Origin of the sequence: Lyngbya sp. PCC 8106, from assembly GCF_000169095.1 — a bacterium.
In the GTDB taxonomy this organism is placed as follows: domain Bacteria; phylum Cyanobacteriota; class Cyanobacteriia; order Cyanobacteriales; family Microcoleaceae; genus Capilliphycus.
Window position 1 is genome coordinate 24,654 of sequence record NZ_AAVU01000055.1, and the last position, 13,093, is coordinate 37,746.

General features: G+C 42.1%; 9 protein-coding genes. 3 read left to right on the forward strand and 6 right to left on the reverse strand.

Annotated elements, in window-relative coordinates:
• Positions 1-2 precede the first annotated feature (2 nt).
• Positions 3-1,220 (forward strand): cyclophane-forming radical SAM/SPASM peptide maturase GrrM/OscB, encoded by a 1,218-nt coding sequence (gene grrM / locus L8106_RS25790; RefSeq protein WP_009787469.1) that lies wholly within the window; start codon positions 3-5, stop codon positions 1,218-1,220.
• A 148-nt stretch (positions 1,221-1,368) separates the two neighbouring features.
• Here grrM and L8106_RS25795 read toward each other — a convergent pair whose 3' ends face one another.
• The gene (locus L8106_RS25795; RefSeq protein WP_009787470.1) at positions 1,369-2,370 is read right to left on the reverse strand and encodes a sulfurtransferase; all 1,002 of its coding nucleotides are present in this window, start codon (positions 2,368-2,370) and stop codon (positions 1,369-1,371) included.
• Between the two features lie 924 nt (positions 2,371-3,294).
• Here L8106_RS25795 and ltrA point away from each other — a divergent pair.
• Both ltrA and L8106_RS25805 read left to right on the forward strand, forming a co-directional pair.
• Positions 3,295-5,031 carry a group II intron reverse transcriptase/maturase gene (ltrA, locus tag L8106_RS25800; protein WP_009787471.1) on the forward strand — a complete coding sequence of 579 codons (1,737 nt, stop codon included), beginning with the start codon at positions 3,295-3,297 and terminating at the stop codon, positions 5,029-5,031.
• Between the two features lie 252 nt (positions 5,032-5,283).
• Entirely contained in the window at positions 5,284-7,821 is a 2,538-nt protein-coding gene (locus tag L8106_RS25805) for a glycogen/starch/alpha-glucan phosphorylase (RefSeq protein ID WP_009787472.1), read from the forward strand.
• A 94-nt stretch (positions 7,822-7,915) separates the two neighbouring features.
• On the opposite strand, the gene L8106_RS25810 is transcribed toward L8106_RS25805, so the two are convergent.
• The 5 genes from L8106_RS25810 to L8106_RS30035 all read right to left on the reverse strand — a co-directional run.
• Entirely contained in the window at positions 7,916-8,548 is a 633-nt protein-coding gene (locus tag L8106_RS25810) for a hypothetical protein (RefSeq protein ID WP_009787473.1), read from the reverse strand.
• Positions 8,549-8,646: 98 nt separating this feature from the next.
• Positions 8,647-9,918: an S-layer homology domain-containing protein gene (locus tag L8106_RS25815; protein WP_009787474.1), complete on the reverse strand. Its 1,272-nt coding sequence runs from the start codon at positions 9,916-9,918 to the stop codon at positions 8,647-8,649.
• Positions 9,919-10,051: 133 nt separating this feature from the next.
• Positions 10,052-11,395, reverse strand: a complete 1,344-nt coding sequence (gene ctpB / locus L8106_RS25820) for a carboxyl-terminal processing protease CtpB (protein WP_009787475.1) — start codon at positions 11,393-11,395, stop codon at positions 10,052-10,054.
• A 658-nt stretch (positions 11,396-12,053) separates the two neighbouring features.
• The gene (locus L8106_RS25825; protein WP_009787476.1) at positions 12,054-12,656 is read right to left on the reverse strand and encodes a cyclin-dependent kinase inhibitor 3 family protein; all 603 of its coding nucleotides are present in this window, start codon (positions 12,654-12,656) and stop codon (positions 12,054-12,056) included.
• Between the two features lie 77 nt (positions 12,657-12,733).
• Positions 12,734-13,093, reverse strand: a 360-nt coding sequence (locus tag L8106_RS30035; protein WP_009787477.1) for a GUN4 domain-containing protein, incomplete at its 5' end; no start/stop codon positions are given.

Consider the following 13,093-nt stretch of genomic DNA (forward strand, 5'->3'; position numbering starts at 1 on the left):
TGATGACGATCTCAAAAATGAATCTTCCTGTACAAACAGACAACTTTCGAGCAAGCTCAACCCTTGATTTATCTGCCTTTGGGCCGATTAATCTCGTTGTAATTCAGTCTACTTCCTTCTGTAATCTCAATTGTGATTATTGCTATCTTCGCGATCGCCAAAGCAAAAATCGATTATCGCTAGATTTGATCGAACCGATCCTCAAAACGGTTTTGACCAGTCCTTTTGTCGGTTGTGACTTTACCATTCTTTGGCACGCAGGGGAACCTTTAGCCATGCCAATATCATTTTACGATAGTGCCACTGCCTTGATTCGGGAGGCTGAACGCCAGTACAAAACGCAACCCATCCAAATTTTTCAATCCATTCAAACCAATGCCACCTTAATTAATCAAGCGTGGTGTGATTGTTTTAGGAGAAATGAAATTTATGTCGGTGTCAGTCTCGATGGGCCTGCCTTTCTCCATGATGCTCACCGTCAAACCTATAAAGGAACAGGAACTCATGCTGCAACGATGCGGGGAATCTCCCTTTTACAGAAGAATGAGATTCCTTTTAATGTTATTTGTGTGTTGACTCAAGATTCCCTTGATTACCCGGATGAAATCTTCAATTTCTTCAGATCAAATCGCATTACTGAAGTCGGTTTTAACATGGAAGAAGCGGAAGGGGTACACCAACATTCCACACTTGATCAGCAGGGAACAGAGGAACGCTATCGTGCTTTTATGCAGCGATTCTGGGATTTAACGGTACAGGCAAAGGGTGAATTCAAACTGCGGGAATTTGAGACGATATGTACTTTAGCCTATACAGGTGATCGCTTAGGGTATACCGATATGAATCAACCTTTTGTGATTGTTAACTTTGATCATCAAGGCAATTTTTCAACCTTTGATCCAGAGTTACTATCATTTAAAATCAAGGAATACGGAGACTTTGTTCTGGGTAATGTTCTGCACAATACTCTCGAATCTGTTTGTCAGACTGAAAAGTTTCAAAAAATTTATCAAGATATGGCGGCGGGAGTGGTGCAATGCCGTCAGAGTTGCGAATATTTTGGGCTATGTGGAGGAGGAGCCGGAAGTAATAAGTATTGGGAAAATGGGACGTTTAACTGTACAGAAACGAAAGCTTGTCGTTATCGGATCAAGGTGATCGCCGATATTGTCTTAGAAGGACTAGAAAATTCGTTGGAATTAGCGAATTCTATAAGTTAAGTCTGATCTTATGAGAAGATTCAATCAGGAAAAGCTGTAGATCAACAATATTTTGAATCGGATTGCGAATGAAATTATCCACATCTATTTGGAACGTTTTCAGTCAAATCTATTCAATCCGACAATCTTCTCTATTCCTCACTCTTATTTAATCTAATTTCAAAAGCGGATAATCTTCTGCGGGATAGGCTGACCATTCCCACATTGAACCCGGATAGTTTTTGGCTGAAAATCCTAAGTCTACTAACACCGAAGTTAACCAAGCTGAACGGATTCCTCCGGTACAATAACTAATAATTTCTTTGTCGGGTGTAATGCCTTTTTCTGCTAATTTTTTTAAAATAAATTGACGAGAAAATAACATTCCATTTTGATCGAGTAAATCTTGATAATACAGGTGAATTGCACCGGGAAGATGACCACCTCGCTGTTCTCCGTAGGGGGTTTCTCCCTGATATTCTCGGAGTTCTCGACTATCTACAATCACTAAATTGTTGTCATTTAAACGGTGTTTGAGTTGCTCGCGATCAATTTCCCAATTTTGACGACGTTGAACTTGAAAATCTCCGGTTGAAGGTTGAGTAGATTGGAGACGGTTTTCAACGGCTACACCTGCTTTGACTAAAGCCCCATAACCACCATCGACCCAAACGGCTTGAGAATGACCTAGACTGCGTAACATCCAAACAATTCGACCATCTTCGCCCCATCCGGTTTTGGGATCAATGTAGACAATCACAGGTCGATCATTGAAAATACCAATTGCTTGCAATTTTTGAGTTAAAACCCGATCATTGGTTAGTAGTTTACCGCGATTAGGAGGGTTGGGAAGTGAAAAGTCTTGCCAACTGACAAAAGTAGCATTTTGGAGACGTTCTAAGTGTAAAATCTGGAGAGAACGAGCATCTAACAGAGTTGCCCCTTGTTCGGCGAGACTTTTAGCGTGTTCGCCACTAACGATCCATTGATGTTCTAGGTTTAGCGTTGCTTGACTAAATTGAGATTGACTGGAACTGTCGAGGGCGGTCGTCCCAAACCACAGGTAAACAAAAATGACTCCAACTCCAAAGAAGCTGAGTCCTATCCATCCCAGAATCGTGATTGGACTGTGATTGAGTAGCAACTTTTCCCCTTTTTCCTGACCCGGCATTTCTAAAGAAAAGACAAAGAAAGTCCAGTGAGAATAGAGATCCCGTTAAGTTAAATTTTGAAAGAGATCCCTCTGTAAATGTACTGTTAACTACTTTAGGCTAGCCTGAAAAATGTGACAATGGCAGCGCTTTTAGTTTGTTAAAGCGATCAATAAGATTCCAATAGGCGTGGGAGGAGGATCTCAGTCAGAGTTAATGTAGCTCAATCTAAACAAACAGGATACAATAGACTCGAAAGTGCGAGACGTTCCTGCCAAAGTTGAGGAATAAAACCCGAAATGTAAGCAGGGAAGTGGTATTTGGAAAACAAATCCACTTTAACTTTGAAAAATGTGACCTTAAAGGAAGGTCAAACTCGGAGTCAATGGTATGAGTTACAGAACCTTAACAGGCAAAAGTAACCCAAATCCAAAGAGTTAAGGCAATTCCCACAGTGTCAGACTGATTATCAAAACACTGAAGCTGGGAATAATGGGAAATCAGGTATAAGTCAAATACCAAAGAAGTTCTCTAGCCAATTGTCCAAGAATAACGAAAGTGAACGTCTGTATTGAACCGTCGTAAATAGTAAGTAGCGAAACTGACTTGATTACGCTGCGTTCAAAAGAACAAGGGGAAAAGGTAGAAGTTTCCATATACTTCTACAAAGAGGTAAGAGTTTTTATCTTAACACTTACACAGACTCCCAAAAGTACCCCGGCGGAGAGGACGATTCTAAAGGCAATAACCCCGTTTTCAAGGAACGTTAAAAACCCTCATCTACTCCTACAGAGGTCGAATACTGTTAGGTAGCCACAAATCTAAGGCGGATGTTATGAGGGCGAAAGATGGAGTCAGAAGCTAAAGCCTAGATGTAATATTTAGGATACGCTGATAGATTCCGGTCAAGTTGTTAGGTAAAGTTTCAATTAGCAGTTAAAACGGTGAAAACGAGTATAACCAAGACTACGACTGCATGGAATACAATCAATTGGGCGAAAGTTCAACGGATAGTATTTAAGCTGCAAAAGAGAATTTACCAGGCATCAATATCGGGTCAAAATGCGAAAGCTCGAAAGCTTCAAAAGCTCCTAGTTAAGTCGTATTACGCCAAACTCTTAGCAATCAGAAGGGTTACTCAAGATAATCAGGGTAAAAAAACAGCCGGGGTAGATGGAATTAAATCTATTACACCCAAACAAAGGCTAGAACTTGCCAAAAATCTAAGCAAATATCAAAAGGCAAAACCACTCCGCAGGAAATGGATACCCAAATCCAAGGATGAAAAACGCCCTTTAGGAATCCCGACTATACACGATAGAGTAAGGCAAGCTTTGGTAAAATCTGCATTGGAACCACAATGGGAAGCCAGATTTGAGGGGGAAAGCTACGGGTTTAGACCCGGACGTTCAGCCCATGACGTAATGTCACGAATCTTCCAAAGTATCAACAAAGGTGAATATTACATCTTAGATGCTGACATCGCAAAATGTTTTGACCAGATTAACCATGAATACCTACTGTCCAAAATCGATTGTCCATCAACAATAAAAGCCCAAATCAGACAATGGTTGAAGGCTGGAGTTATGGATAACTGCATATTTGAGGCAACAGAGGCAGGCACACCACAAGGAGGTGTTATTAGTCCTTTACTTGCTAACATCGCACTGGATGGAATGATTAGGCTTATAGAACAAAAATTCCCAAAAAAGAAATGCACAGTTCAAGCCAAAGTCATCAGATATGCAGATGATTTTGTGGTAATTAGTCCACAATTAAAAATCATTCAACAGTGCCAAATTGCCATCGAAGAATGGTTAAAACCTATCGGGTTAGAACTGAAACCAGCCAAAACCCGTATATGTCATACACTAAAAGAAATTGAAGTGAAAGGCATAAAGGTTAAACCTGGATTCGACTTTCTAGGCTGGAACTTCAGACAATATCCAGTGGGAAAACACCACTCAGGTAAGACTGGGGGTATGAACTCAAAACTAATAGGGTTCAGAACCATAATAAAACCTAGCAAGAAGGCAATAGAGCTTCACACGGACAAGGTGAAAGAAGTGATTAAAACTCACAAAACCGCACCCCAGTACGCATTAATCAAACACCTAAACCCGGTAATTAGAGGATGGTGTAACTACCATTCCAAAGTTGTCTCCAAAAAGACATTCTCCTCTCTAGACAACATCAGATGGCAAAGATTAAGAGCATGGACAGTTAGCAGATGCGGTAAAGCTAGTTACGATCAACTGAAGAAATACTTCAGGAAAAACGGTAATATGGCATGGAGTTTTGAAACCAAGGATGGTTATAAACTACTAAACCATGCTGAAACAACTATTAAACGTCACGTAACTATAAGACCTGAAGCATCACCCTATGATGGAAACTGGACTTATTGGAGTACACGAAAAGGCACAGCCTACGATGTACCTAAACGAGTAGCAAATTTGCTCAAAAAGCAAAAAGGCAAATGTAAATCATCTGGACAATATTTCACCCCAGATGATATTGTAGAAATCGATCATATCATCCCAACGTCTGTAGGCGGTAAAGATGAATACAAAAATCTGCAATTATTGCATCGCCATTGTCACGATATTAAAACGGCAACCGATGGGTCTTACAACTCAAAAGAAACCGGATGTTCTGATGATAACAGACAATTAGACTAGGAGCCGTGTGCTATGAAAGTAGCAAGCACGGTTTTGAATGGGAGTCGGGAGTTGTAAAGCCCCCCTCGACCCCTAATGTTAACGTTCTGGGTCTTCAAATCAAAGAAATTTATCAATAGTTTGCATCGGGAGCAGGGGTGCTGTAAAGACAGGCTGGAAACGATTGCTACAGAGACAGCTAAATCCAGCCTGGTATTATTTCTGCAACCGAAAAGTTGTCCGAACCCAACAGGCCGATTGAAAGGAGAATCTATGACTCAATCCCTAATTCCCGCAAATGAATGTCCGATACAAATTGAGGACGACCGCACCGGAATGAGTGTGGACACGCTCAAGCGGGCTTTTGCGGATAATCTTTTCTATTTGCAAGGGAAGTATGAGTCCTTTGCGACCGCAGATGATTTTTATATGGCGCTTGCGTATACACTCCGCGATCGCTTACTCAACCGTTGGCTGAAAACCTTTAAAACCTATGTCGAAAACGACGTTAAGGTTGTCTATTACCTCTCAGCCGAATTTTTGATGGGACGCCATCTCGGCAACAGTCTGATCAACCTACACATCTATGATAAAATCCGTCAAGCTGTTGAGGAGTCAGGACTCAATTTAGATGAACTGCTAGAACGAGAACCCGACCCGGGTTTAGGAAATGGGGGCTTAGGACGTTTAGCAGCGTGTTTCCTCGACTCTCTGGCGACGCTAGAAATTCCGGCGGTAGGCTGTGGTCTACGTTATGAATTTGGGATTTTTTACCAAACGATTCAAGATGGTTGGCAAGCCGAAGTTCCAGATAAATGGCTACGCTTTGGCAACCCTTGGGAAATTGCTCGTCCGGATCAAGCCGTCGAGGTGAAGTTTGGCGGCCATACGGAAATGTACCACGATGATAAAGGTCATTATCGAGTCCTTTGGATTCCCTCAACCACTGCCATTGGAATTCCTTACGATACGCCCGTTCCTGGATATGACACCAATACTGTGAATCCTTTGCGGTTGTGGCGGGCAGAAGCCAGTGATGACTTCAATTTTGATGCGTTTAACTCCGGGAACTACGATGGTGCGGTTGCTGAAAAAATCCGTTCTGAAACGATCTCTAAAGTTCTCTATCCCAACGACAACACCCCTCAAGGTAAGCAACTGAGACTAGAGCAGCAATTTTTCTTTGTTTCTTGTACGTTACAAGATATTCTTCGCATCCATCTGATGCGTCACAAGAATCTACATAACCTCAATGAAACGGCTGCTATTCAGCTTAATGATACCCATCCGGCAGTGGCGATCGCGGAAATGATGCGGTTGTTGCTTGATGAACATAGCATGGACTGGGATGATGCTTGGCGGATTACTCAAAATACTTTTGCTTACACGAACCATACTCTGATGCCGGAGGCGTTGGAAAAGTGGTCTGTGCAGCTATTTAGCTATCTCCTGCCTCGCCATCTGGAAATCATCTACGAAATTAATCGTCGTTTTCTCGAAGATGTGAAGCTGTGGTATCCCGATGATCCCGAGATGTTGGCGCGTTTGTCTCTGATTCAAGAAGGGCCAGAACAATATGTCCGTATGGCAAATCTGGCTTGTGTGGGATCTCACGCGATTAATGGTGTAGCCGCACTGCATACGGAATTGTTGAAGCAAGACACTCTGCGCGATTTCTACAAGCTTTGGCCGGAGAAATTCTTTAACAAAACGAACGGTGTTACTCCTCGTCGTTGGGTTTTATTGAGTAACCCGAAATTGTCTGAGCTTTATACCTCTAAAATTGGTAATGGTTGGCTTAAGGATCTCGATCAACTTCGCAAGATTGAAGATTTTATCGAAGATCCCGGATTCCGTGAACAATGGGATCAAATTAAGCTAGAGAACAAACGCAAACTCGCTGATTACATCTGGAAGCATAACGGCATTGGGGTTGATCCCAATTCGATGTTTGATGTGCAAGTCAAGCGGATTCACGAATACAAGCGCCAGCATTTATGTGTCTTGCACATTATCACGCTGTACAACCGGATTAAGCAAAATCCCAATATTGAAGTTACACCTCGAACTTTCATTTTTGGGGGTAAGGCGGCACCTGGATATTTCATGGCGAAACTGATGATTAAACTCATCAATGCCGTCGCTGACGTTTTGAACAATGATCCGGATGTACGGGGACGCTTGAAGGTGGTTTTCCTGGCGAATTTTAATGCTTCTCTGGGTCAAAAAATCTATCCGGCTGCGGATTTGTCTGAACAAATTTCAACGGCGGGTAAAGAGGCTTCTGGCACGGGGAACATGAAGTTTGCCATGAATGGCGCGATGACTATTGGTACCTTAGATGGTGCAAATATTGAAATTCGCGAAGAAGCTGGAGAGGAGAATTTCTTCTTATTTGGTTTGACGGCGGATGAAGTCTATAAGACAAAAGCTGCGGGTTATAATCCTTGGGAATATTACAGCAAGAATGCTGAGTTGAAAGCGGTGATTGATCGCTTGACATCGGGATATTTCTCTCATGGGGATAAGGAATTATTTAAACCCATGACTGATTCTTTCATGCACCATGATCCTTATATGCTGTTTGCTGATTATCAGTCTTACATTGAATGTCAAGACAAAGTGAGCAAAGCATTTCAAGATCGCGAGGGTTGGATTCGGATGTCAATTAAGAATGCAACGCGCATGGCTAAGTTTTCTAGCGATCGCACGATCAAAGAATATTGCGAACAGATCTGGGATGTTAAACCTGTTCCCATTCAAGTCGAAGAATACAATCAAGATGCTGCGGTTTTAAACGTGTCTAAGTAATCTTTCTCGAACGATTTTTTGTAAATTTTAACGTTCCTCTGTCAAAAAAAGGCAGGGGATTTTTTTGTTTGCAGTCACCGTAGATCATTGATCTCTACTCAGGATTAAAATTCCTAAAATCTCTAACTCTTAACCCTTCTGAGAGAATTTCTACCTGACAATTTAAGGGCGTTTTCTCAAAATCACAAATAGAGTAACCGAGTAAATCACCCTGACGATTACAAACCCGTAAATTATAACCATAGCGTCTAGTCACTGAAGAAAATCGATTGACAAACACATATTGTCCCATATATTTTTCGCGATTCCAATTGATCCGATTGACAACAAGAGTAACTAAATTATTCACATACAAATCGGGCTGAAGTTGTGTAATTTTGGGTTCAATATACCAAGTTTCTAGCAATTGATATTGTTGACGGGTTTCTGGGGGTTGTTTGACTTTGAGTTGAATATCTGTTTTGCTTTGAACCTCCTCAAGGTTCTGAGGTTCTAGAGTCGAATATCCATAGAGTTCTTGGGCTAACCACAAACTCGGAATACTGGGTTCAGTTTGAGACAGGGGAGGGGAAGGTAATTGATCCGTTTCCCAGAAACAAGGTTTAGGAGATTTACTCACAATCAGGGTGTCTGTCTCTTGCGATCGCAAAGGCTGAGTCAGGAAATTGCAACTTAAAAGTAAAGTTAAAAATGCTATTAGAGAACGATATTTATAATGATAGTGCATAGAAATTCGACTCCGATTCTGTAAAAAAACTCCCCTAAAATTCTGCTTGTTAACGTTCAGACTAGGAGAGTTTTAAGCTTTAAAATTGTACCTTTTAATTAAAAGGGTAAAATTCCGCCCTTATCCGGTTTGACAATATAATCGGATGAAATGGGTTCAGCTTTGTCAGATGCGACTAAAGCTTGATAAATCATTGCTGAGACTTCCGCGCGAGTTGCGGGTTGATTGGGATTGAGAGTCTTTGTTTCTGGATAATTAACCACTAATCCGGCTTCTGTGGCGGCGGCGATTTGCTCAACAGCCCACTGGGGAATTTGATCGGCATCCTGATAAACTTTTAAGATTTCTTCAGGATTTTTCGGGATTTTGAGATTTAATCCACTAACTAACGCCACCAATACTTGAACCCGAGGTACGGTTAAATTAGGATTAAACACCTCGCCGGGATAACCGGTCATAAAACCGGTTTTGGTGACATCAACAATTGCCTGTTCCGCCCAGTAGCTTTGATCTACATCTTTATAACTCGGTCCGCCGGATTGATTTTCTTCGGGAATAAAGGCATTTTCGACTTGAGCGGCAAATTCAGCCCGAGTGATCGGTTGATCGGGCTTAAATGTACCATTGGCGTAGGGGATAATAATATCCTCTTGAGTGGTATAGTCAATAAACTCTCTGGCCCAAAAGCCTTCCGGAACATCAGTCAGGACTAGAGGTACGGGTGTGGGTGTTTCAGTTTCCGGTTGAGTTGCGGTTTCAGTTTCCGGTTGAGTTGCGGTTTCAGTTTCCGGTTGAGTTGCAGCTTCAGTTTCCGGTTGAGTCGTTGCTTCAGTTTCCGGTTGAGTCGTTGCTTCAGTTTCCGGTGTTGCAGCAGCTTCAGTTTCCGGTTGAGTTACAACAGTTGAGTCTTGAGTTGGAAGGGGTGATAGGGTGACTTCAGAAGTCGGCTCGGGTGACTCTGCTGTGTATTGATCTTGAGGTGCAAAGAAGAAGGGATTAAAACCCAACACCGGATTCATCGCTGTTGAGTTAGAATCAGTTCCCGTAACATCGGCTGTCGAAAACCGATTAAACACAGAGGCAGTTGGGGAGACAGAGACAGGCTCAGAAGAAACTGGGGTTTGACTCCGATACTGAGCGAAGGATTCTTCTAAAACTCTAGATAAATTGAGATTATCCGAAATGGTTGTTTGAGGAGCAGGAACAACAGTAGGCGAAGCAAATTTTTGCTTATTGGGTTTAGCATCTCTACCCAAGATCCAAAAGAAAATACCGCTCATTGCAACAAGTGCGACTAAAACGGCAATCCATTCGTCATTACGAGATGAACCTTGAGGCGATGATGAATTTGGAGGTATTGAGTGTGACATGATAACACTTTAATCCAGACAACATCATCCTTAAGATTACCTGCTATTTTCCAGGGTGACAATTGTTCGTTCGATAGACAAAAGACTCGGGGCAAATTTACATGGAACAATTTGCCCACAATCAGTCTTGTTGTTAACGGTTCTGACGTTCGCTAACCGATAGAGATCGTAGAGGTTGTGAAGCCGCCTCAGTTTCTAAAAAATTGATCGCTCCGGCATAGTAAGGATCTTTGCGAGTACCAATTGATTGAGGATCGCCGGCAAGTTGTTTTTTCTGATCTTCAGTCAATTTTAATTTAACGTCAGGTGTGACTCCTTTTTTACTAATATCGGTGCCATTAGGCGTATAGTAATGAGCAACGGTGACAGCTAAACCTGAACCATCAGATAAAGGAAAGACGGATTGAACTAATGCTTTTCCGAAGGTTTGATCGCCCATAATCACCGCACGATGATTGTCTTTCATTGCTCCTGCGAGAATTTCACTCGCACTAGCGGAGTTTCCATCGACTAAGACAACGGTGGGTAAAGTGCTAAGGGCGGTGCGGTTGGCTCGAATTTCTTGGGTGTCGCCGTCGCGATAGACCGTACTGACAATAATGCCATCATCCATCCACATCCGGGCGATTTCAATACTACTGCGGAGCAACCCTCCGGGATTTCCACGTAAATCGAGTACAAAAGCCTCTGCTTGTTGATCAGCCAACTCCTCCATCGCCGCTTTCATTTGTTCGGCGGCGTGGGAATTGAACTCCCGCAATTGAATATATCCAACTTTGCGATCGCCTTCGGTGTTGAGACGGTGGTAAACGGTTTCGAGTTCGATACGAGCGCGGGTGAGAGTGACATCAAATTCCTCTCGTCCTTGGCGTTCAATTCGCAGTTCTACTTGAGTTCCGACGCTACCCCGAATTTTTTCGGCGGCTTTATCGACGCTCATTCCTTTTGTGGAGGTTCCATCAATGGCTAAAATTTTATCTCCGGCTTGAATTCCAGCTTCTAGTGCGGGAGAATTTTTTATCGGAGAGACAACGACTATAGTTTTTGTTTTTTCATCTAATGAAAGCTGCATTCCCACACCGGACAGTTCTCCTGCGGTTTGGTTGGTTAACCGCTCATACTGTTTGGGGTCCATGAAGCGGGTGTAGGGATCGTTAAGTTTTTCTAAAGCTTGACGTAAGGCACCATAAGCTTCTTCGCGGGAAGAGTATTCTTGATTGAGTAGCTCTTGTCGAATGGCTTTCCAATTTTGGCGGTTAAAGCTCGGATCAACATACTTTTGATAGACAATCTGCCAAACCTCATCTACAACGGCTTTCGGACTATCTTTGAGGCTCGCATGAACTGCGTTACTGAGTCCGGGAACCGCGATTGCAGAAATGGCTGCAATTGCCATTAGACGTTTAGCTTTACTACGAATTGCCCCACTGAGAAGGCGATCGCAAAATGAAGAAAAGCTTTTTGCGTAGTCGTTCATCTAGTCTTCCTCTGGCTTAATTCCCCGTATGGGGATGACAATACAAAATGGGGAATTTTTCCCCGTAAAAATCGTAATTTACGGCTGATTTCCGCCTGGGGCGAGAATCTAACAGTTAGAGTTAACAGTAATCCGTGAACAAATTTTTTGTCCACTTGGGTGAGCAAACAATCAAGGGAGAGGTCCCATTGGGGATCAAGGAATTGTTCCTCAATCTTTATAATTACTCAAGATTGAGTCCGTATTCCATGAGTTCCCTCATTTGAAGATTTCCCGGACTGGCTCACCTTTCATTTCGTTTTTTGGGTTTTCGGGAATGTAGACAATCTTTATACTGGGTCTTAACAAAATAATCCTAACAGGATTTCACTTGTTCTCGATGTCGTACTCCTCTCTTTTTAGTGTAGCTAGACTTTTAGTAAATTGGAAATGATCTAATGTTAACATTTTTACAAATTGAGTTTAAACGCTTTCTGAAGTCCGTCTAAAAGTTTCCTTAAGTCTCTCGGGATCTTCAGAAATTTACTCGGTTGACTTTTGATCCCAGCTGAACGAGGTCTAGCGATCGCTAGATTTTTTTCAGTATGATACTTGACATTGACAAAAATTCCGCTGCATTTGCTACAGTTTAAAGACTTCAAGGTTGATCGGTTGAGGTCTAGCAAAAATTTCGAGATAAATTTCGAGACATCATGAACTTTGGAGTTTCCCAAGCATAGGCAAACTCAGAGATATAATCTTCTTGCTGTTGAGTTTCAATACTATATTGGCGAATTTCACGAACGGTTTTAATTGCTTTTTCGGGAGAATAACCCAAGGCTACCAAACAGCAAGCTGCAACCATTCCTGTTCGTCCTAAACCGCCCATACAATGAATAACAACTGTTTTATTTTGTTGAGTATTCAGCAAAATTTTTTGAACTAAAAGTATCAATTCATCTATCGAATTTGGAACACTCATATCTGGGATAGGAAACCAAATTGTTTGCATTTTTCTGGCTTGTGCTTGTACGATTAGATCCGGAATTTGTACAGCTTCAAACTCGTGTGATTCGATCAGAGAGATTAAAACATCAGTCTGATAGTTATTTCGTAGACGATCAAGATCTTGCTCCAAACTACGATCCCACATGAAGTGCATTCCTTGATGCTTTTTTCCGGGTGCAAAAGTCAAGCCGATTTGACCGAGAGTGAGGATTTGATTGGGCGGTAGGAAATCCACGGTAATGGGATCATTTTGAGACGTTCGTTCCGCATTCATCTTCCGTTGACCGAAGTTGACAGTAAACAGTTTCCCTCTGATTGTAACGAGGTTTGAGATTCTGGGCTAGTGAGAATTTACAGTTCACAGGCTTCTACCCTTGAAAACAGGAAGTTTCGGGCTTGGATCTCTTGAGAGGTCAAGGGTAAGGAGTTGGGGGAGATGAGTTGATAACTGGGTTCTTTTTCCATTCCCGCTTCTAGTTTTTCTAACCGGGGAAGATGACCTTGAGGTGCATCCAGAGAAAAAGTCAGTTGTTCATAGACTCTCCAACTTTCTTTTCCATCGTCTCCTGTTTCAATCCATCGAACTAAATCATTAAAATGAATGTAGGCATCTGGATCGTATTTTCGGAGATGATCTTCTGTTAACTTGTTGCCTGTTTCTTTGTAAATTTCTTTTTGAATACTTAACCCAAACTGTTCACCTGAATATCG

What these genes read in the sequence shown, in the direction of transcription:
- ctpB (WP_009787475.1), bottom strand. Translation starts at nt 11,395, where the DNA reads ATGAACGACTACGCAAAAAGCTTTTCTTCATTTTGCGATCGCCTTCTC.
- L8106_RS25810 (WP_009787473.1), bottom strand. Translation starts at nt 8,548, where the DNA reads ATGCACTATCATTATAAATATCGTTCTCTAATAGCATTTTTAACTTTA.
- L8106_RS25805 (WP_009787472.1), top strand. Translation starts at nt 5,284, where the DNA reads ATGACTCAATCCCTAATTCCCGCAAATGAATGTCCGATACAAATTGAG.
- L8106_RS25815 (WP_009787474.1), bottom strand. Translation starts at nt 9,918, where the DNA reads ATGTCACACTCAATACCTCCAAATTCATCATCGCCTCAAGGTTCATCT.
- grrM (WP_009787469.1), top strand. Translation starts at nt 3, where the DNA reads ATGACGATCTCAAAAATGAATCTTCCTGTACAAACAGACAACTTTCGA.
- L8106_RS25825 (WP_009787476.1), bottom strand. Translation starts at nt 12,656, where the DNA reads ATGAATGCGGAACGAACGTCTCAAAATGATCCCATTACCGTGGATTTC.
- L8106_RS25795 (WP_009787470.1), bottom strand. Translation starts at nt 2,370, where the DNA reads ATGCCGGGTCAGGAAAAAGGGGAAAAGTTGCTACTCAATCACAGTCCA.